Source organism: Oenococcus alcoholitolerans, assembly GCF_051852995.1.
In the GTDB taxonomy this organism is placed as follows: domain Bacteria; phylum Bacillota; class Bacilli; order Lactobacillales; family Lactobacillaceae; genus Oenococcus; species Oenococcus alcoholitolerans.
In genome coordinates, this window is the sequence record NZ_CP176042.1 from 13,540 (window position 1) to 31,595 (window position 18,056).

Sequence of the window (18,056 nt, forward strand, 5' to 3'; positions counted from 1 at the left end):
TAATAAAGAAAGGAAAAGTTATGAAAGTAATATTTCTTCAAGACGTTAAAAATAAGGGGAAACGCGGTCAAATAAAAGAAGTTCCTGATGGTTATGCTAATAATTTTTTGATAAAAAATAAAAAAGCTGTGTATGCTTCTCCGGAAAATATTTCTCGTCTTAATGGACAGCAAAAATTAGAAGAGAAAAAAGCCGCAGAACTTTTAGAGCAGGCAAAACATATAAAAAATAAACTAGAATCTAAAAATACAGTTTTAAAATTTAGTGAGCACGTTGGTCCTGATGGACGTTTGAATGGTTCGGTCACCTCAAAGGATATAGCTGATCAACTTAAAAAACAGTACGGCATCAGCGTAGATAAGCGTAAACTTGATTTAACACAGCCGATCAAGACTGTTGGTTTGCACGAAGTTTCCGCAAAGTTACACCAACAAGTTACTAGTAAAATAAAGGTTAGTATCGCACAAATCTAAGCAATGGCTGATTCTTTATTAGACAATCGAATTCCTCAGGAAGTACAAACCGAAAAGGCTTTATTATCGGCTTTTTTTTATACGAGCAGTTTAAGCCAGCAACAGGACGTTTTGGACAGAATGTTGGGAGTAATTTCCGAGGATGATTTTTATGACATCAAGAACAAACAAGTTTTTCAAGCTATAAACAGCTTATTAAATGATGATAAGATCGTAGAACCGCTGACCGTTTCCGATCAAATGCGAAGCGACAAAAGTTTGGATTCCGTCGGAGGAGAAGGATACATATCCGAAATACTCAGCTCTGACGGTACGATCGCTAACGTTGAAAATTATGCCAAGATCATCCACGAAAAGGCAACTCAACGACGTTTGATCGATCTTTTCAATCAAGCTAACGGCCTTGCGCATGATCCTTCATCACAATCTATTGATTTGATTTCGGAGATTCGTACGAAATTGGATGCAATAGAGGATACTGCTGAAAACAATGATTTTATAGAACTTAAAAATTCTCTAAGCAGAACGATCGACGATTTAAATAATGCCGCTAAATCAAATTCTATTTTACGCGAAGGTGCTTTGCCAAGCGGCTATGCCTATCTTGATAAGCTGACAAAAGGATGGCAAGCCAATAATTTGATCATTTTAGCCGCTAGACCAGCTGTTGGTAAAACAGCTTTTGCCTTAAACTTAGCGATCAACGCTGCCAGATCGCCTGAAATAGGTAAAAAAACAGTCGTCGTTTTCAATATGGAAATGGATGATCAGTCCTTGTCTACACGAATTTTAGCTGCTAATGCTAGAGTACCAATGGACAAACTGATGACTGGGAAAGGTTTGACTCAATCTATGAATGGCCAAATCGATCCGAACGCTGATTGGACAAGAATAATGCTTGCTAATGAGCGTTTAGCCAAGTTGAAGATAAATTTAGATACCACTCCCGGGATCAGGATCAATGAGATCAGGGCCAAACTTCGTAATTTACAGTCTGAATTGCAAAGGCAGGATAAAGAAGCAGGCATCGGCCTGGTCGTTATTGATTATCTTCAGTTGATAGAGTCTGATAATGCCGAATCACGTCAGCAGGCAGTTGCTGCTATTTCTCGTTCGCTAAAAAAATTAGCTGGTGAACTTGATATTCCTATAATTGCTTTATCTCAGTTGTCTCGTGGTGTAGAAGGACGAACGACTAAAAGGCCGATGCTATCTGATTTAAGAGATTCAGGTGCCATTGAACAGGATGCTGATATTGTTATGTTTTTGTATCGAGAAGATTATTATGACCAAAATGGCCACTCTGAAGACGACGAAGATTTTGATGAAAGTTCGATACCTGATAGAGGTCCTGTCGAATTGATCGTTGCCAAAAACCGTCAAGGTGCAAATGACACTGTTAAACTGATGTTTGATCGAAGCATCCAGTTTTATGGTAATTTGGATCCACACCAATCTTAAGAAAATAAAGAAAATATTTGATTATCGTCTTTTTCTCTGATAGATTTACTCTTGTAAGCAGTTCTTTTTGAAGGGGCGTAATTAGAGTTGAGATTAGTTGCTAAGCACTTAACACTTGCCTACACCGAAGGCAAAAGGGTCATCGATAATGTTGATTTTGAGATTCCGGATCATAGTCTAGTTTCTCTTCTGGGTCCTTCTGGATCTGGTAAATCAACGATTTTAAATATGATAGCTGGTCTTCTGACACCTACAGAAGGTCAGATTTTTTTTGAGGATACAGATGTAACTAATTTGAATGTTGCACAGCGAAATATTGGAATGGTATTTCAAAATTATGCTCTTTATCCCAACATGACGGTAGCCGATAATATTGGTTTTCCTCTAAAAATCGCTAAATTGGCTAAAGCAAAACGTAAAGAAGAGATCATGCGTTTGGCAAAACTGACACACGTTGATGATCAATTAAGCAAAAGGCCCGCTGAATTATCAGGCGGTCAGCAGCAGCGGGTAGCGATCGCGAGAGCATTAGCTCGAAAACCAGCTGTTTTGCTTTTAGATGAGCCTTTATCGAACTTGGACGCTAAATTAAGGACCGAGATGCGTCAAGAAATAGCTCGTATTCAGAAACAAACCGGGGTCACTACTATTTTTGTTACTCACGACCAGAATGAGGCTATGCATATTTCTGACAAAATATTGTTATTATCGGATGGCGTGATTCAGCAATACGCTGCCCCTAATGATTTATATGATCATCCGAAAAATATTTTTACGGCAAAATTCATTGGTGATCCGCAGATCAATCTTTTTGATAATCAAGAAACTTTGAATTTTTTTCAAAAGATATTCGAAGGGAATATAGCGACCGTTGGTATAAGACCTGATTCTCTATCAACGATAAAGAATGATTTTTCTATAAAGTTACCTGCTGTTTTAAAATCTTATACGAAATTTGGTGCTGAAGAACTTTCTGTTTTTACATTTTTCGACGAAAAACTCAATGGAGAGAATGTAGATGGTGTCAATCAAGAAATGGTCGGTAAAGATGTTGATCTCTACGTTCCTTTAAGAGAGATCCATGGCTTTGATGATAATGGTATCGGCGTTGAACCAGTTATCAGCAAAGGAGCAATACGCTAATGATGAATTCTAAAGTTACCTGGAAAGAATCTATAAAGGGCTGGCTCTACATTTTGCCAATGATCATTGGCGTGGTTATTTTTAGTATCTATCCGATCTTAAAGTCCTTTGCTATGTCGCTTTATACTCAGTACCAGTTTTTGACAGACACAGTTTTGGCACGCGGCTTTGGCAATTTTACATATTTATTTTCTGATTCAGACTTTCATATAGCTTTAGTAAATACGATTATCTACGTTGTGGTAACTGTGCCTCTAACAATTGGATTTTCGTTATTTTTTGCTGTTCTTCTTTTTAGAATAAAAAAATTAGCAGGTCTTTTTCGTACGATATATTTTCTGCCATTCGTTACTTCAACTATAGCAATATCAATGGTATGGACTTGGATATTCAACGCGCGCTCGGGCTTAGCAAATTATTTTTTGAGTCTTGTTGGTATCCACCCGATAGATTGGCTTAATGATCCGCATTATGCAATGCTGACTCTGATTATAATTTCAGTTTGGAAAAGTCTTGGTTTTAATATCATTCTTATCATGGCTGGATTAGGAAATATCGATAAACGCTATTCTGATGCTGCGCGTGTTGACGGTGCGAATAGTTGGCAGATTTTTTGGAATGTTATTTTGCCGCAATTATTCTTGACGCTTGTTTTTGTACTCATCAATGCTGTGATAGCTGATTTTAAAATCTTTGATGAAGTATTTGCTGTCTTTGGCGGCCAGCCGGGACCTGCTAAATCAGCTATGACGATGGTTTTCTACATTTATCAGCAGTTCTATGTATTCAATCAATATGGTCGTGCGGCGGCGGCCTCGGTAATATTATTTTTCATCATTCTGTTGGTAACCGTCGTTCAGTTATGGCTTTCACGCCACTTTGATTATCGGAGACCGACGAAAAAGGCAAAAACCGGCAGAATATTTCATGGAGGTTTTTGATGGCCGCTAAAAATACAAAAATTTCAAAAAAAAGATCGACCCCCTTTGATTTTTTGGTCTATTTGATAATTTTAGCCGGAGCCGTCATTATGCTGGTTCCCTTTCTTTGGATGCTTTCAACGGCTTTTAAAACTCAGGCTGAATCTATCAGGATCCCGCCTATTTGGATCCCGCGAGTTTTCCATTTTGAAAACTTTATCAGTGCGTGGCAGGCAGCGCCTTTTGCGATTTATATGATCAACTCACTTTTTGTGACTTTCGCAACAACAGCCTTACAGTTATTTACAAGCATTTTGGCAGCTTTTGGTTTTTCAAAATTAAGGTTTAAAGGGAAAAATCTTATTTTTGTTATTTTATTAGCTACGATGATGGTACCAGGAGAGATGCTGATCATTCCTAATTATGTTACTTTATCAAAATTTCACATGATAAATACTTATTGGGCTTTGATCGTTCCTTGGATAGCCAGCTTTTTCTCTGTTTTCGCTCTGAGGCAAAGCTTTATGTCGGTTCCGGACACCATTTATTATTCTGCTAAAATTGATGGTTCGTCCGATTGGCGTTTTTTATGGCATATTTTAGTACCAATGAGCAGATCTTCGATCGTTGCTATCACGATGCTTCAGGTAATTGGTTCTTGGAATAGTTTTATGTGGCCTTTGATCGTCACTAACAGTGATAGTTTGAGAACACTACCGGTAGGGTTGCAGGCCTTTATGACTGAATCTGGTATTGAATATCCCCAGTTAATGGCTGCTACTACTTTTGTGATCTTGCCAATGGCGCTTCTTTATCTATTCTTACAAAAATATATTATTGCTGGGATTTCGCGTTCCGGTTTGAAAGGATAATTTATGAAGAAAGTTAGTTTTTTTGGAATGGCTGCTTTAAGTTTATTTGCCGGCCAGGCAGTTGTCAGCTCAGTCTTGCCTATGACTGCTAGCGCAGCAAGAACAAAAGTCGTTCTTTGGGATGCGATGACTGGTCCTTATGGAAAATCATTAGATAATATCGTTAACCAGTTTAATAATTCTCAATCTAAATATACTGTTGTCCGTCAATCACAAGGCAGCTATGCAACTCTGAATCAAAAAATAATGGCTGCAGCTAAGTCAAGGACACTTCCTGATATTTCGCAAGCAACTTATACCCAAGTTCCTGATTATCAAAAGGACGGTATTGTTTCATCGCTTGATAATTATATGCTTCATGGCAAGAATAAGATTTCTAAAAAACAGTTGAATAATATTTATCCAGGCTTTATTTCATCCTCTAAGTGGCAAGGAAAGTACTATTCTGTTCCTTTTTCTAAATCTGTTCGTGTGATGCTTGTTAATAATGATCTTTTAAAGAATCTAGGATTTTCAACACCAACCACTTGGAATGATGTTGAAAAAATCGCTAAGGCGGCCAAAGCTAAAGGAGACAGTGGAGTAGGTTTCGACTCTTCGTTTGATATGGAACTTGAGGGTCTGTCTGCTGCTAACGGCTCTAAGTTTGTAAGCAATGGATTAAAAGTTAATTTTGCTAAGCCAAAAGTTCTTAAACCTGCTGATAGTATTTATAACATGCTTCATAATGGTCAGGCTTGGACCGCTGGTGCAGATATTTATGGTACTAATCGTTTTGCCGAAGGAAAGACAGCTCTGTATTTTTCTAGTTCGGCAGGTGTGACTATTTCTAGCAAAACTATTAAAAAGTTTAAGTTTTCTACTGCTGTTTTCCCAAGCTACAGGGGGCATCGAGCAACTGAGTTCGCCGGTAATGATCTCGTTATGATGAATAATGGTAAAAAACATCAAGCCGGTGTATGGGCATTTATGAAGTATCTATTAAAAGATAACGTTACCCGTCAATGGGCTGAAGATACTGGTTACTTACCACTAACTAAAAAAGCTCGTAATTCGACCCAATACAAGGATTATCTAAATAAAAATCCTTTGTTTAAGGCTGCAGCTGATTCCCTCCCTTATGGTTTTCAGGCAACAGCTTTCGTCGGCTACAATGACTATAGAAACGAAATGTTGAATGCGATCGATAACGTTACTACTAAAAAGCAGTCACCAAACAAGGCGTTTCCTGTAGCTGCAAAGAAAATGCGTCAAACTATTTCACAAAATAATAATTGATCATTCTATTTAAATATTTCAATTTATTGGCCGCTGGTTAGATCTGGCGGTTTTTGCTTTAAAATTATGAATGTATGACAACAAAAATAACTTTTCTTAATGGACTTGATACTATTGGCGGCAACATCGTAAGTTTTAGCGAGGCAGGTACAAGGATCCTGATGGATTTCGGGACACCTGGCGATCCTAGAGAGGAAGATTCGATCGCTGATTTGATAAATAAGGGAATATTACCTGACACACCCGAATTATTTGAACAGAATGGACAACAAAAATTTCAACAGCAGGCCATTTTTATCTCCCATCTGCACATTGATCATATCGGGGCTTTAAAATTCTTGAAGCCGAAATTACCAATTTATATGAGCAGAGATTCTAAAAAACTTTACCAAAGTCTGATCAAAGAAGGCGATGAGGCCAAAGTTGATGACCTTGTTGCAGTAGATTATGAGAAAACGATTTCTTTTGGTCCTTTTAAGATAACTTTTTACCAAAGCGATCACGATATTATCGGTGCGTCAGCAATAAAAGTCGAGGATGATAATGGACATGTCTTTTGTTATTCAGGGGATGTCCGTTATAATGGTCCTTTTTCTTCTAGAGTCGATAATTGGACGGATGCTTTTTCACAGGCAAGACCCGATATCCTTCTTTTGGAAGGAACTAGTTTTTCTTTTGATGACGAAGATAAAAAAGAAGACCATCTTCCTAATGCAAGTAAAAATGTCGAAGGAGATTTGATATCAAACTTTGAAAACCGCATAACTAGTAATCATCTGGTTGTTATAAATCCTTATCCGCGGAACGTTGAGCGTCTTTTTGCTTTGGATAGAAGTGCTGCTGGGTTCGGCCGCCCGATCGTTTGGGAAAAATTTTATGCTAATTTGATCCGCGAGTTTTTTCCTCAAGCAGCGCCTTTAGTTTTAGGCAAAGATGTTGATATTTCGCAAATAATTTCATATCCAGAAAATTTTGTACTGCAAAATAGTTATAAAAATATCGATCTTTTAAAAGACTTTTATAAACCTGTTTTCCTGCAAATGAATGGAGAACCTTTAGGGGATTATGATCCTCGGTATAGCGTTCAGCAGGAAAAATTAAAAAAATTCGGAGCTGATTTTGTTTATGCAGGAGCATCGGGCCACGCTCTTAAGAATGATCTTGTCAAGATCGCAAAAAGAGTCGACGCTAAGGTTACTGTTCCTTGGCATTCTTTTAAGCCGGAAAAAGAGGCCGATGCATTAAAACAAGCTGGTTTGAAAACTGAACTCTTCAGTAAAAATCAGTCAATATCTTTTTAAATTGTATAATAGGTTACATAATAAACGGAGGAAAACATGTCAGAAGTTGAAAGTTTTACTTTAGATCATACAAAAGTTAAAGCACCTTACGTTCGCCTTATTACTGAGGAAAAGGGACCCAACGGCGGCAGTGTTGCCAATTATGATCTGCGCCTTGTGCAGCCTAACCAGAGTTCGATAGAAACTGGCGGATTGCATACTTTGGAACATTTATTTGCAGATTTGATGCGTAATCGCCTAGATGGGATCATTGATATTTCACCTTTCGGATGTCGGACTGGTTTTCATATGATTTCTTGGTACACTTATTCGACAGAAGAGGTCGCTAAAGCCTTAAAATCAACGCTGCAGGAAATTGCAGACAAAATCACTTGGGATGATGTACAAGGCGTTGGTATCAAGAGCTGCGGAAATTATAAAGACCATTCGTTGCATAGTGCTAAAGAGTGGTCAAAATTGATTTTGAAACAAGGAATCTCCAGCGATCCTTTTGAAAGAAAAGTAGTTTGATATGAGGATCGTTTTACAGAGAGTTAGTTCTGCCAGCGTTTCCATTGATGATCACAAAATTGCCGCTATTGATAGCGGTTTTTTATTGTTAGTCGGTGTTGAAGACAGCGACGGCCAAGCAGAGGTTGAATACTTAACAAAAAAGATATCTAAGTTACGAGTTTTTGAAGATGAAAAGGGCAAAATGAATCTGGCTTTGAAAGATGTTTCAGGAAAGATCCTTTCCGTTTCTCAATTTACGCTTTATGCAGATACTAAAAAAGGCAATAGACCGGGATTTTCCAATGTAGGGAAACCTGACCATGCTAAAAAAATATATGAGGACTTTAATTCATCTTTAGAAAAAGAAGGAATTGAAGTTAAAACCGGTCAGTTTGGGGCTGATATGCAAGTTCAGCTCATTAACGACGGGCCTGTCACGATCATTTATGATACCGATCAGCTTTGATCGGTTTTTTCTTTGTATATTTTTATTATTTCTGAAAGATACTTACTGGTTAATTCGCTTTTTATCTTATCGCTTTGACTGTTTTTGACAGTCAAAAGGACTGATATACCAAGAATGTTATTTTCTGATAAAACTGTCGGCGCCTTTATTTGCCCTTGGTCCAAAATGTTTTTATTTGTCTTTGCTTCTTGTTTGGTAATTTGACTGATCTTTTTGATTATCTGATCAAAATATTCGGTTTGCCCGACTGGTAAATCGATTTGTATTTTGCTGCTATTTCTAGATTGATTTTTAATGGTCGTTATGCTGCTGTTTGCTATGTAATTCAAACTTCCGTCTGCACTTTTGATAGTGGTTATTCTCAATCCGAAAGCCACTAATTTACCATTTACGTTATTATTTATAGTTACCGTATCGCCAACTTCCATTTGCTGTTCTAACAGAATAAGGAAGCCTGAAATTATATCCTTGATAATGCTTTGCGCCCCTAGACCGATAACTATGGTGACTATGCCGGCACTCGCGATCAATGTTCCGATCGGGAAATCGAGGATACTTAAGATCGTATATAGATAAAAAAAGACAACTATATATCTGGCAGTATTTTTCAACAAAGTATGGAGGGTAGCCGCCCTTTTTTTATTGATCCTTTTTGATTTGCTGTATGTTAAAAAGCTTCTGTCAACTAAGAAAACAGCGATTCTATTTATCAGCCAAAAAATCAATGAAAATATAAGTATTTGAATCACATTATTGATTATCAGAGAACCTATTTTTGTCCAGTCGAAATTTTCCCAATAATTTATCCAATTGTTAGCAATAGTCTCAAAAAGCATGATTTATATATCAATTCTAAACGATAGAGTTTTTATAGGGCTAGCCTTTTGTTCAAAGTTTATTACCGCTTGGACGATTTTTATTTTATTTTTGTTGTTTTTATGTTCAACTTATTTATATAGAAAGGAAAATAAATGTGAGGATACGGGTAGAAATAGCAGACGATATATCTGAAAAAGAGATAATTATCAAAACACCTTTTTATGACAAGCAAACTGAAGATATATCTGAACTGCTCTCTTCTTTTGACAAAAAGATGCAATTGGCTTTTTATAGGCAAGGCAGAGAATATTACCTGAGTGTTGATGATTTTCTTTTCTTTGAAACTGAGGGACGCCAAGTTTATGCTCATACGGTTGATCGTATTTATGTGACCAAATATAGGCTTTATGAGCTGGAAAAAATTTTGACCAGTAATTTTGTTCGTGCTTCTAAATCAGCGATTCTTAATGTTGATAAAGTTTGGAGTTTGACTCATTCTTTATCCAATAACTTGATCGAATTCAACGGATCGCAAAAGCAAATTTATGTTTCACGTCGATATTATCATGCGGTCAAAGAAAAATTAGAAGGCAGAGGTATTGAACATGAGTAAAAAAAGATGGTTTTGGGGCATTTTTTTCATCTTGGCAGCGATCTTATTAGTTGTTAGCCAGTTGGGAATGCTGACTGTTAAAATTGGATTTTTTCAAATTATTTTAACGATTTTTTTGGCGGCTTTTTTGATCAAAAGCTTGCTGTCTCTAAGTATTAGCGGATCAGTATTCTCTTTAGCTTTTCTTCTTATAATCTATGCAGCCCCTTTAAAAATATCAGTTTTGAGTCCATGGACGATATTGTTAGTTGCATTGCTGCTGGATATCGGACTAGGGATGATCTTCCGGTCTAATTTTAAAATCAAGAATAAATATTGGAAATTTGATTTTCCAAATAAAAACGATTATAAACAGCGAGGCGAGCACAAAAAGAATATTTCTTGGGATTTTGGAGATACCAAAACTAATACTTCTTCTGAGGGAGAAGAAGTAACTATCAATGGAAAAATGAATTCTAGTATCAGATATGTTAAATCAGAAAATTTGCGTAAGGTAAAAATCAATACCAGTCTTTCTGATTTAAAAATATATTTTACCGATGCTCAAATAAAGGATGAATTAGAGCTCGTTTTTAGTTCTTCTTTAAGCAATATAGATTTATATTTTCCTAATGATTGGCAAGTAGTTGACGAAATTGACAGTATATGGGCTGAAATTGATGATAGTAATCGCGGCGGAACCGGTCGAGCAAAAGTTTATTTAAGAGGCAGCTTGAGTGCCAGCGAATTAAGTATTCATTATATATGATTAGATTTAATTATATTTTTATCCAAAACTTTATGATAAAATAAACGAATCAAAGAAAGAGATTTTATTTTATGCATGAAGCGCACAGTTTACCAAAAAGAATAAAGACCATTTGGGCTATCAGCGCCATAATGAATGGTCTTTTTCTTATAGTGCTTTCGATTTTAGCTTTGATTTTTTTTCATCTTTTTGGTCATAATTTTCTTTTTTGGATTTTTATTATTTTGATGATCGCCGGTATCCTTGTTTTTGCCGGCCAAATGCTTTTAATACCGTACCGTTATCACTTTTGGACTTATGAGATAAACGAACAGGCAGTAGAGATAAACTATGGATTTATTTTTCGCCAACGAGTAGGAATCCCTATAATTCGTGTTCAAGATGTTGAATTAGAAGCAGGACCGCTTTTACAATGGCAGAAACTTCAAAAAGTAAATATCTCTACTGCTTCGACAGACCATACGATCGACGGCCTTGAAATCGCTGACGCACAAAAACTTCGCGAGCAAATAGTAACGCTTGTCTCGGAGGCTAAAGAACATGCGATCTGATGATAAGGCGCTCCATTTGCATCCGCTAGCTGTTTTTGTTTTTTTAAAACGTTTTTTTAGTCAAAATTTTATCTATTTGGTCGTTCTTTATTTTTCCCTTTTAAATAATTTAAAGTCATCTATTGTTTTTCAGATATCATTTATTTTTTTGCCGCTCCTGATTTTATTAAGTGCTTTTTTAAGCTATTTTTGTTTTAGCTATAAAATCGATGAAAACAGCATCACGATCAATTCAGGTATTTTTTTCAAAAAACATCAGCACATTCCTTATCAAAAAATCCAAACGATCGAACACAGACAATGGTTTTTTCTTAAGCCTTTAAAATTAGAACATTTAATATTCGATACTGCCGGCAGGAGCAAAGACGACAAAAAAAGTGAACTTTTTCTGATCAGCTCTGATCAAGCTGAAATAATCGATAATCTTAAAAACGGGCAAAAAGCTCTATTAGGCAAAAGCGATATCAAGGATTCTGAATTAAGTGTCTATTCTGAGGACGAGTTTCATTTAAATAAAAAGGATCTTAATCTTTTTAGTATTTTGTCAGCAAAAATTTTAACGACTGTTTTTGGTCTGATCGCTTTATGTGAATTTTTCAGTCCCATCCTTCCTGGTTCTTTTAGAAATGGAAGCATTTTTTGGTTCAATCGACTGAGTTTTGTCAATAAGCTCTTTATTTATACTGCTTTGTTTCTTGGATTATACCTTTTTTCCTACCTGCACCAGCTTTTAAGTTTTTATATGTTTACTGTTGTCAAAAAAAATGGTCGTATCAATATATCCAAGGGTTTTTTTCAACGTAAAGTTACAAGCCAGCCGCTGGCTAGAATCCAAGCAGTCAATATCGAAGAACCTATTTTATATCGCTTTTTTGGATTTTCTAAGGTCAGCACTTTTACGGCTTCAGATGTTAAACGTTCTGAAGAAGATGATGAAAAAATACTGACCATTTTTCCTTTGATTCGAAAAGATATTCTTTTTGAGAATCTTATTTCTTTGATCGACTGGGTGCCTAAACGATCATTACCTTTAAATAAGCCTAAACCGTCTGGCAGATATTATTTCATTCGTAATGCATTTTTTATTTGGTCGACAGTCTTTATTTTTGCGGTCTATTTTTGGCATTTTTCGGGATTGCTGATTTTGCCGGTATTATTTTTGGCGATTTGGAATGCTGATTTTTACGGTCGCCAAACCGCTTGGCTGGTCGATAGAAAAAAGGATATAGTCATTATTGGAAGCAGTCGTTTTTTTGCCAAGGAATATTATTTATTACCTTTTAAGGCCGTTCAATCAGTACAAGTAAAACAATCGATTTGGATGAAAAATAAAAACCGCGCTCATCTGATAATGAATATCAGAAAAGGCAACGGCTCCTTTAAAGTTCAATTACGCTATATTCAAAAAGAAAGCGCTGATCAAATTTATAATCTTTATCTTGCTAGATTTTTTAACAAATAACTATTAAATCAATATATACCAAGATCGAGCTTAGCTTGTTCTGACATCTTTTCGATCGACCAGGCAGGATCCCATACTAAATTTATTTCTACTTCTTTTACCTCAGGCAATCTTTTTGCTTGATCTTCGATAGAATTTTGTAAATATGATGAGAGAGGGCAGCCAGCGACAGTTAAAGTCATCGTAATAAGGCACTTGCCATGATCGTCAAGTTTGACGCCGTAAATGAGGCCGAGATTGACGATGTCCACTCCTAGTTCGGGGTCTACGATATCTGATAAATTTTCCATTAAGCGTTTTTTAAAAGATTCGTTGTTTGTTGTGTCTTCCTTCATCCTATTGATCCTTCCATCTCAAAGCTTATCAAACGATTTAATTCAACTGCATATTCCATTGGCAGTTTTTTGGCAAACGGTTCAATAAAACCCATTATGATCATTTCGGTCGCTTTTTGTTCTGTCATACCTCTGCTCATTAGATAGTAAAGCTGCTCAGCAGAGACTTTGGAAACTTTTGCTTCATGTTCCATGGAAACCTGACCGTTAAAAACTTCATTGTATGGGATGGTATCACTTGATGATTTATCGTCCATTATGATCGTGTCACATTCTACATGTGAAAAAGAACCAGCAGAATCCTCGCCAAAACGAACTTTTCCGCGATAATCTACTCGACCACCGTCTTTGGCTATTGATTTGGATATTATCGACGATGAGGTATTTTTGGCATTGTGAATCATTTGTGCACCGGTATCGGAATCCATTTTCGAACCGGCGACAGCTATGGAAAGCATCGTTCCTCTTGCGCCTTGGCCGTTTAGATAGACTGAAGGGTATTTCATGGTCACTTTTGATCCTAAATTACCATCGACCCATTCCATAATGGCGTTTTCTTCAGCCTGTGCCCTTTTTGTCTCTAAACTATAAACATTTTTTGACCAGTTTTGGATCGTTGTATAGCGGCAGTAGGCGTCTTTGAGAACGTTAACTTCTACAACGGCTGCATGCAGGCTGTCGGAATCATAGTTAGGAGCAGTGCAGCCTTCTACATAATTTATGCTGCCGCCCTGATCGACTATTATCAAAGTTCTTTCAAATTGACCAGAATTTTCGGCGTTCAAACGGAAATAAGCTTGGACCGGTACTTGGCATTTGACATTTTTGGGGACATAAATAAAAGTTCCGCCAGACCAGACAGCTCCGTTTAAAGCAGCGAATTTATTATTATTTGGTTTGACCAATTTACCAAACCATTTTTTAAAAAGCTCAGGATATTTTTGCAGGGCTGAATCAGTGTCGGTAAAAATTATTCCCAGCTGGTCAAATGATTTTTTCATATTTTGGTAGACGACCTCAGATTCATATTGCGCCGAGGAACCGGCTAAATATTTTCTTTCAGCCTGCGGGACGCCGAGTCTATCAAAAGTAGTTTTTATTTGATCGGGGACTTCAGACCAGTTTCGGTATTTCTTTTCCGTACTTTTTTGGTAAAAAAGCATATTTTTCAGATCTAATCCGCTTAAATCAGGTCCGAAGGGCGGGTCGGGCATTTTTTTAAACTCAGCATATGCTTTTAAGCGATAATCTAACATCCAATCCGGTTCGTTTTTTTCCTTTGATATTCTTTTGATGATTTCTTCGTTTAAGCCTTTGCCTGTTGAGAAAAAAGGTTTCACATCGTCATGGAAACCGAATTCATAGTCCTGATCACCAACTATTTGATTAAGTTCGCTCATTTCTCACACCTTTCTGCTTTTAATATATTTTCCGCTGCATGCCAAGCCAAAGCAGCACATTTTATCCTAGTTGGGAATGTTTTCACCGACGCAAGTACAAAAGCATCCCCCAATTTTTCTTCTTTGTCTTTATTGATCTTCCTACCGATCAGCAGATCGCTAAAATCTTTGATGCTGTCTAAGGCAGACTTAATATCCATATCTTTCAATAAGTCAGTCATGATACTTGCAGATGCTTGTGAAATAGTACATCCGTGGCCGGTGAATGCTATTTCTTCAATTCGATCTTTTTTTAATTTGATCCTTAATTGGATCAAATCACCGCAAGAAGTATTAGCGAGTTCTATCTTTCGATCAGCTTTTTCCAGTAAATAATTATTTTTCGGCTGTTTGGCATTATCTAAAATAATGTCCTGATATAGTTCTCTTAATATGTCAAAGTCCATTTGCGAAAAAACTTTTAGCCCCCTTTATCGCTTCGATCAAGCTGTCTATATCATCTTGGTCATTATAAAAAGCAAAACTTGCTCTGACTGTACCATTTATTCCTAGAAAATTCATTAAAGGCTGCGCACAATGATCACCAGCACGAACCTCTATTCCTTGCAGATCAAGAACACTGGCCAGATCGTGCGGATGGATATTTTTTAAGTTAAAGCTGATAAGAGAATGATGTTTTTCCGGATTTTTTGGACCGTATATTTCAAGGCCGTTTATCTCTTTTAATTTTTCGATCGCTTTTTGTACCAAGGCATCTTCGCGGGCACTGATTTCATTCATTCCGATATTTTTTAAATAATCGACTGAAGCACTTAGACCGATCGCTCCAACGATATTCGGTGTACCTGCTTCGAATTTCAAAGGTATTTCGCCCCAACTGCTTTCATATAGATCGACGACATTGATCATTTCGCCGCCATATTGGATAGGATCCATTCTATTTAAGAGGTCTTCTTTGCCGTAAAGGACGCCGATACCGCTGGGACCAAGCATTTTATGACCGGAAAAAGCATAGAAATCGGCATCCTGATCATCTACATTGATTTTAAAATGCGGTACGGCTTGGGCGCCGTCTACTAGTAAATAACCGCCTTTTTGATGCACTAGAGCCGCGGCCTGCTTGATTGGATTGATGGTTCCTAATACATTGGAAGCTTGGGATAGAGCTGCTATTTTGGTCTTATCAGTTAAACTATTTTGCAGGTCTGTTAGTGACCAGCTGCCATCCTTTTTTAAAGGAAGATATTTTAAATAGGCCTGTTTTCTTTTTGCCAGCTGCTGCCAAGGAATCAGATTACTATGGTGTTCGCTTGCAGTGATCAAAATTTCGTCGCCGCTTTTTATACATAGATCACCGAAACTTCTTGCAACTAGATTGATACTTTCTGTCGTTGACCTGGTAAATATGATCGTCTTTGAACTTTTGGCGCCGATAAATTTTGCAATATTATCTCTGGCTTTCTCGTATTCATCCGTTGCATGGCTGCTCAAAGAACTGACTGATCGGTGGACGTTGGCATAATCGTTTTTGTAAAAATTGCTGATAGCGTCTATGACCTGTCTAGGTTTCTGGCTGCTGGCTGCGTTATCCAGATAAACCAGTTGTTTGCCGTTTATTTGTCTTTTCAAGATCGGAAAATCTTTTTTTAAATCATGATCATCCATTAGCCAGTTCCTCTTCGATTATCTTAAAGGCCTGTTTTTTTATTTGGTCTTCTTTGATATCGATCAACAGATCTTTTAAAAAACCTTGGGCCAGTAAATATTTAGCAAATTTTTCGTCGATACCTCGGCTTTCCATGTAGTAAAGCTGATTGTCATCAACCTGACCGACACTGGCAGCATGGCCTGCATCAACATCATCTTCATCGATCAATAATATTGGGTTTGCATCTCCTATGACCTGGTTTGAAAGCATCAAGATTCGATTTTCCTGTTGCGAATAGGCTTGGTGAGCACCTTTGATGATTTTACCAACACCGTTTAGGATCATATGAGATCTATCCATCAACACGCCGTGCTGGAATATATTGGCACTAGTGTTCTTGCCATAATTGGTCATAACAGTATTTATGGCTTGAGTTTGATCTTTTGTCGTTAAAGCGGTGACTTTTGTTTTAGCATTAGCCCCGTTTCCTTTTAAATCAGTTATGAAATCACTGAGCGTATCTCCCGCATTGAATTCTACAAGGTCTAGATCGAATTCCGCCGATTCTTTTAAGACTGCCTTTCGAAAAATATGAGTTTTCGTTTTGCTTTTTAAATGATCTAAAGCATAAAAGTGCATCTTGCTGTTTTCTTCTAAATGAATGTCAACAGTTATGTGGGTCTTTTGCTGAAGATTTTGAGATATGCCTGCTAATTCTTGAGCTATTTTAATAGAAGAATTTTTGCCCACGATTATCAATAAATAACTGCAGAAATTATTTTGTCCTGCTGAAATGATCTGTTTTAAAAAAAGTGTTTCTTTTACAACGGAATCATCTGGAACGTATATAAACAGTGCTTGTTTTAAAAAAGCTAAGTTGAAAAGCTCTAAATGATTGCCTTCATTCTGCATTATGAAATTTTTTATATAGGGGATGACCAGCGAGCGATATTCCCCTAAAGCATTTTGCAGATCACATAAGACCAACCCGCTCTTTTTTTGATTTTCATTTAATTCGTCTTTTACCGTTTTTTGATCGATACTGATAAAATTCTGGTGGACTTCATTTTGAAAACGATCATTAGCTGCACTTTGGCCAGCACTGATAAAATGTTTATTTTGATCAAAAAGCTGCCAGTCTTGGTAGTCTATTTTCAAAAATTTTTTTGGTTCGACATGACTCATTTTTTCTTTTGAAAGTTTTTTTATATCATCTATTTTATTGATGCTTTCTTTTTTGATCATGCCTGATCACCGCTATTTTTTTGATTTTCAAATTCATGGTATCCTTCCTTTTCAACTTTTAAAGCAAGGTTTGCATCTCCGCTTTTTATTATTTTTCCTTCATACATGATATGAACGAAATCGGGCTTGATATAATTAAGCAGTCTTTGATAATGAGTTATCATCAATAGACCGAAATTATCGCTGAGCATACTATTGACACCCTTAGCAACGACTTTTAAGGCATCTATATCCAATCCGGAATCTATTTCGTCTAAAATGGCGAATTTTGGTTTTATCATCATCATTTGTAAGATTTCATTGCGTTTTTTCTCACCACCGGAAAAACCTTCGTTTAAATAACGACCGCTCATCTTGCTGTCCATTTCTAAGAATTCTTGCTTTTGCTTCAATTCGGTTATGAAATCACGAGTTGATGGCCTTTGATCTTTGCTTCTTTGGGTATTTACAGCCGATCTGATGAATTCGATATTGCTGATGCCTTTGATCGATATTGGATATTGCATTGCCAAAAACAAACCAGCCCTTGCTCTTTGATCTACTGAAAGTTTAGAGATCTCTTGCTGATCTAATTTGATCGATCCTTTGGTTATTTTATATTTTGGATTACCCATTATCGTTTCTGAAAGAGTGGATTTACCGGTACCGTTGGGTCCCATGATGGCGTGGATCTCGCCGCTTTTAATAGTCAGGTCGACCCCCTTGAGTATCTCTTTTTCTTTTTTGTCTTCTTCATCTTCAATGGTGGCATGTAAATTTTTGATTTCCAGTACGCTCATTAATAACTCCTTTTGATAAAGATAAATATACTAGCTCAAGAAAGTATTTT

The 18,056-nt window shown here is 36.8% G+C and carries 20 protein-coding genes; 13 read left to right on the forward strand and 7 right to left on the reverse strand.

From position 1 onward, the window contains the following. Positions 1-20: 20 nt before the first annotated feature. The 9 genes from rplI to dtd all read left to right on the forward strand — a co-directional run bounded on the left by rplI (position 21) and on the right by dtd (position 8,406). Positions 21-473, forward strand: a complete 453-nt coding sequence (gene rplI / locus ACKP2L_RS00625; RefSeq protein ID WP_439425461.1) for a 50S ribosomal protein L9 — start codon at positions 21-23, stop codon at positions 471-473. 3 nt (positions 474-476) lie between these two features. After that, complete coding sequence (dnaB, locus tag ACKP2L_RS00630; protein WP_439425462.1) at positions 477-1,934, forward strand: replicative DNA helicase; 1,458 nt, start codon at positions 477-479, stop codon at positions 1,932-1,934. Between the two features lie 87 nt (positions 1,935-2,021). After that, positions 2,022-3,077: an ABC transporter ATP-binding protein gene (locus ACKP2L_RS00635; protein WP_439425463.1), complete on the forward strand. Its 1,056-nt coding sequence runs from the start codon at positions 2,022-2,024 to the stop codon at positions 3,075-3,077. Further along, positions 3,077-4,018 (forward strand): carbohydrate ABC transporter permease, encoded by a 942-nt coding sequence (locus ACKP2L_RS00640; protein WP_439425464.1) that lies wholly within the window; start codon positions 3,077-3,079, stop codon positions 4,016-4,018. The genes ACKP2L_RS00635 and ACKP2L_RS00640 overlap by 1 nt, the downstream gene beginning before the upstream one ends. 20 nt (positions 4,019-4,038) lie before the next feature. Then, complete coding sequence (locus ACKP2L_RS00645; protein WP_439426239.1) at positions 4,039-4,869, forward strand: carbohydrate ABC transporter permease; 831 nt, start codon at positions 4,039-4,041, stop codon at positions 4,867-4,869. A gap of 3 nt (positions 4,870-4,872) precedes the next feature. Then, a complete protein-coding gene (locus ACKP2L_RS00650; protein ID WP_439425465.1) occupies positions 4,873-6,147 on the forward strand; it encodes an ABC transporter substrate-binding protein in 1,275 nt (424 codons plus the stop codon). 74 nt (positions 6,148-6,221) lie between these two features. Further along, positions 6,222-7,448, forward strand: a complete 1,227-nt coding sequence (locus ACKP2L_RS00655; protein WP_439425466.1) for an MBL fold metallo-hydrolase — start codon at positions 6,222-6,224, stop codon at positions 7,446-7,448. 36 nt (positions 7,449-7,484) lie between these two features. After that, entirely contained in the window at positions 7,485-7,958 is a 474-nt protein-coding gene (locus tag ACKP2L_RS00660; RefSeq protein WP_439425467.1) for an S-ribosylhomocysteine lyase, read from the forward strand. A 1-nt stretch (position 7,959) separates the two neighbouring features. Continuing rightward, positions 7,960-8,406 carry a D-aminoacyl-tRNA deacylase gene (gene dtd / locus ACKP2L_RS00665; RefSeq protein ID WP_439425468.1) on the forward strand — a complete coding sequence of 149 codons (447 nt, stop codon included), beginning with the start codon at positions 7,960-7,962 and terminating at the stop codon, positions 8,404-8,406. Here the strand turns inward: dtd and ACKP2L_RS00670 are convergent. Further along, positions 8,397-9,242 (reverse strand): mechanosensitive ion channel family protein, encoded by an 846-nt coding sequence (locus ACKP2L_RS00670; protein ID WP_439425469.1) that lies wholly within the window; start codon positions 9,240-9,242, stop codon positions 8,397-8,399. The two genes, dtd and ACKP2L_RS00670, sit on opposite strands and share 10 nt — an antisense overlap. A 137-nt stretch (positions 9,243-9,379) precedes the next feature. On the opposite strand from ACKP2L_RS00670, the gene ACKP2L_RS00675 reads away from it, so the two are divergent. The 4 genes from ACKP2L_RS00675 (at position 9,380) to ACKP2L_RS00690 (ending at position 12,599) form a co-directional block, all read left to right on the forward strand. Further along, the gene (locus ACKP2L_RS00675; RefSeq protein ID WP_439425470.1) at positions 9,380-9,838 is read left to right on the forward strand and encodes a LytTR family DNA-binding domain-containing protein; all 459 of its coding nucleotides are present in this window, start codon (positions 9,380-9,382) and stop codon (positions 9,836-9,838) included. Next, complete coding sequence (locus ACKP2L_RS00680) at positions 9,831-10,586, forward strand: LiaF transmembrane domain-containing protein (protein ID WP_439425471.1); 756 nt, start codon at positions 9,831-9,833, stop codon at positions 10,584-10,586. Before ACKP2L_RS00675 ends, ACKP2L_RS00680 begins: the two co-directional genes overlap by 8 nt. 71 nt (positions 10,587-10,657) lie before the next feature. Next, positions 10,658-11,137 carry a PH domain-containing protein gene (locus ACKP2L_RS00685; protein ID WP_439425472.1) on the forward strand — a complete coding sequence of 160 codons (480 nt, stop codon included), beginning with the start codon at positions 10,658-10,660 and terminating at the stop codon, positions 11,135-11,137. Then, positions 11,127-12,599 carry a PH domain-containing protein gene (locus tag ACKP2L_RS00690; protein WP_439425473.1) on the forward strand — a complete coding sequence of 491 codons (1,473 nt, stop codon included), beginning with the start codon at positions 11,127-11,129 and terminating at the stop codon, positions 12,597-12,599. The genes ACKP2L_RS00685 and ACKP2L_RS00690 overlap by 11 nt, the downstream gene beginning before the upstream one ends. A gap of 8 nt (positions 12,600-12,607) precedes the next feature. Here the strand turns inward: ACKP2L_RS00690 and ACKP2L_RS00695 are convergent, their stop codons facing one another. From ACKP2L_RS00695 to sufC, 6 genes are read right to left on the reverse strand one after another with little or no spacing between them, the layout of a single operon-like run. Beyond that, positions 12,608-12,934, reverse strand: a complete 327-nt coding sequence (locus ACKP2L_RS00695; protein WP_439425474.1) for a metal-sulfur cluster assembly factor — start codon at positions 12,932-12,934, stop codon at positions 12,608-12,610. Continuing rightward, on the reverse strand, positions 12,931-14,334 hold the full coding sequence (gene sufB, locus ACKP2L_RS00700; protein ID WP_439425475.1) for a Fe-S cluster assembly protein SufB: 1,404 nt from the start codon (positions 14,332-14,334) through the stop codon (positions 12,931-12,933). The genes ACKP2L_RS00695 and sufB overlap by 4 nt, the downstream gene beginning before the upstream one ends. After that, on the reverse strand, positions 14,331-14,780 hold the full coding sequence (sufU, locus tag ACKP2L_RS00705; protein WP_439425476.1) for a Fe-S cluster assembly sulfur transfer protein SufU: 450 nt from the start codon (positions 14,778-14,780) through the stop codon (positions 14,331-14,333). Before sufU ends, sufB begins: the two co-directional genes overlap by 4 nt. After that, complete coding sequence (locus ACKP2L_RS00710; RefSeq protein WP_439425477.1) at positions 14,770-15,999, reverse strand: aminotransferase class V-fold PLP-dependent enzyme; 1,230 nt, start codon at positions 15,997-15,999, stop codon at positions 14,770-14,772. Before ACKP2L_RS00710 ends, sufU begins: the two co-directional genes overlap by 11 nt. Continuing rightward, positions 15,992-17,227, reverse strand: a complete 1,236-nt coding sequence (locus ACKP2L_RS00715; protein WP_439425478.1) for a SufB/SufD family protein — start codon at positions 17,225-17,227, stop codon at positions 15,992-15,994. Before ACKP2L_RS00715 ends, ACKP2L_RS00710 begins: the two co-directional genes overlap by 8 nt. Next, positions 17,224-18,006, reverse strand: coding sequence for a Fe-S cluster assembly ATPase SufC (sufC, locus tag ACKP2L_RS00720; protein ID WP_439425479.1), 783 nt, complete (start codon positions 18,004-18,006; stop codon positions 17,224-17,226). The genes ACKP2L_RS00715 and sufC overlap by 4 nt, the downstream gene beginning before the upstream one ends. Between the last annotated feature and the right edge of the window lie 50 nt (positions 18,007-18,056).

Coding starts and splice junctions, on each gene's coding strand:
- rplI (WP_439425461.1), top strand. CDS start 21: ATGAAAGTAATATTTCTTCAAGACGTTAAAAATAAGGGGAAACGCGGT.
- dnaB (WP_439425462.1), top strand. CDS start 477: ATGGCTGATTCTTTATTAGACAATCGAATTCCTCAGGAAGTACAAACC.
- ACKP2L_RS00640 (WP_439425464.1), top strand. CDS start 3,077: ATGATGAATTCTAAAGTTACCTGGAAAGAATCTATAAAGGGCTGGCTC.
- ACKP2L_RS00650 (WP_439425465.1), top strand. CDS start 4,873: ATGAAGAAAGTTAGTTTTTTTGGAATGGCTGCTTTAAGTTTATTTGCC.
- ACKP2L_RS00655 (WP_439425466.1), top strand. CDS start 6,222: ATGACAACAAAAATAACTTTTCTTAATGGACTTGATACTATTGGCGGC.
- ACKP2L_RS00660 (WP_439425467.1), top strand. CDS start 7,485: ATGTCAGAAGTTGAAAGTTTTACTTTAGATCATACAAAAGTTAAAGCA.
- dtd (WP_439425468.1), top strand. CDS start 7,960: ATGAGGATCGTTTTACAGAGAGTTAGTTCTGCCAGCGTTTCCATTGAT.
- ACKP2L_RS00670 (WP_439425469.1), bottom strand. CDS start 9,242: ATGCTTTTTGAGACTATTGCTAACAATTGGATAAATTATTGGGAAAAT.
- ACKP2L_RS00680 (WP_439425471.1), top strand. CDS start 9,831: ATGAGTAAAAAAAGATGGTTTTGGGGCATTTTTTTCATCTTGGCAGCG.
- ACKP2L_RS00685 (WP_439425472.1), top strand. CDS start 10,658: ATGCATGAAGCGCACAGTTTACCAAAAAGAATAAAGACCATTTGGGCT.
- ACKP2L_RS00690 (WP_439425473.1), top strand. CDS start 11,127: ATGCGATCTGATGATAAGGCGCTCCATTTGCATCCGCTAGCTGTTTTT.
- ACKP2L_RS00695 (WP_439425474.1), bottom strand. CDS start 12,934: ATGAAGGAAGACACAACAAACAACGAATCTTTTAAAAAACGCTTAATG.
- sufB (WP_439425475.1), bottom strand. CDS start 14,334: ATGAGCGAACTTAATCAAATAGTTGGTGATCAGGACTATGAATTCGGT.
- sufU (WP_439425476.1), bottom strand. CDS start 14,780: ATGGACTTTGACATATTAAGAGAACTATATCAGGACATTATTTTAGAT.
- ACKP2L_RS00710 (WP_439425477.1), bottom strand. CDS start 15,999: ATGGATGATCATGATTTAAAAAAAGATTTTCCGATCTTGAAAAGACAA.
- ACKP2L_RS00715 (WP_439425478.1), bottom strand. CDS start 17,227: ATGATCAAAAAAGAAAGCATCAATAAAATAGATGATATAAAAAAACTT.
- sufC (WP_439425479.1), bottom strand. CDS start 18,006: ATGAGCGTACTGGAAATCAAAAATTTACATGCCACCATTGAAGATGAA.